The organism is Tenacibaculum sp. MEBiC06402, assembly GCF_049239625.1.
Lineage (GTDB): Bacteria > Bacteroidota > Bacteroidia > Flavobacteriales > Flavobacteriaceae > Polaribacter.
Genome location: NZ_JBMKKT010000035.1, coordinates 1 through 987, shown reverse-complemented (window position 1 = coordinate 987; position 987 = coordinate 1). Strand labels below are relative to the sequence as shown.

Sequence of the window (987 nt, the reverse complement as noted above, 5' to 3'; positions counted from 1 at the left end):
ATGATTTTTTGCGGGAAAAGGACGCGAGTTCTTTTCCGATGTTGCTGAAAGATAATTAATAAGATTGAATTTCCGTTGAGGTCCCGAAGCTTCGGGACAGCCGCAATTAATTATACGCTTTGTTAGCTGCTGATATTTTTTCTTTTTTTAATTTTTTCTTTAGCACTTTCTATAAAATATTTCAACGTATTACTTCTTGTCCTCTTGTATTCTTCGTCTAATACTTCAAAACATTTATCTGTTCCGGTTGTTCTTAATGTCGCACAAATCATTTCCTTTGTATGTTGATCAGCTCTTTTAAATTCTTGTATTAACAATTCTTCAATGTCCGAGTGCTGGGAATTCTGAAGTCCTGAAAGTGCATCAATCCTGTTCTGATATGTCCCATCTGTCAAGAGAAACTTTAGAAATTCAATGTTTAATGTTTCCGGTTTCTTAAGGTCTCTAAGTCTGCTCAATACAGTCGTTATAAAGTCTTCATTGTTCGATTGTTTGATTGAAGAAATCAGAAAGTCAAAAAGCTCGTAATCCTGATTATTTACACATAAACTGCTCAGGCAACGTAGAATATGTTTTTTATGTTTCTCAAATTCTTCGTCTGAGAGTAATTTGATTAATTCTGTTTTCTGATTTTTATCACTTAGTTCATCCGAAACACGATACGCAAACCAACTTGGTGAGTCTTCACTTCCGAAAGACATATCTCGTTTTTGTTTCTTGACAATGTTTTCAGATATAGGTTCATTATTGTCCATTTGAATAATCAAAGTCTTTATGTCCGCCGATTTTAATTCGGAAAGAAGTCGTTTTTTATCTTCTTCTACCTTTTTGTCAAGACTTTTAAATAGTTGAAATGGCATACTTTGTAGTTTTCTATTTGCAGCTAACGTAATTGTGTATGATTTTTTGCGGGAAAAAGACGCGAGTCATTTTCCGTTGATGCGGAAAGATAATTAATAAGATTGAATTTCCGGTGAGGTCCCGAAG

At 34.0% G+C, this 987-nt stretch carries 1 protein-coding gene; it reads right to left on the bottom strand.

The genetic code is table 11. From position 1 onward, the window contains the following. Positions 1–122 precede the first annotated feature (122 nt). Entirely contained in the window at positions 123–860 is a 738-nt protein-coding gene (locus ACOSP6_RS00320; protein WP_422095670.1) for a hypothetical protein, read from the bottom strand. Positions 861–987: the final 127 nt, after the last annotated feature.

Excerpts from the sequence above, each read along its gene's own strand:
- ACOSP6_RS00320 (WP_422095670.1), bottom strand. The coding sequence starts at position 860 with ATGCCATTTCAACTATTTAAAAGTCTTGACAAAAAGGTAGAAGAAGAT.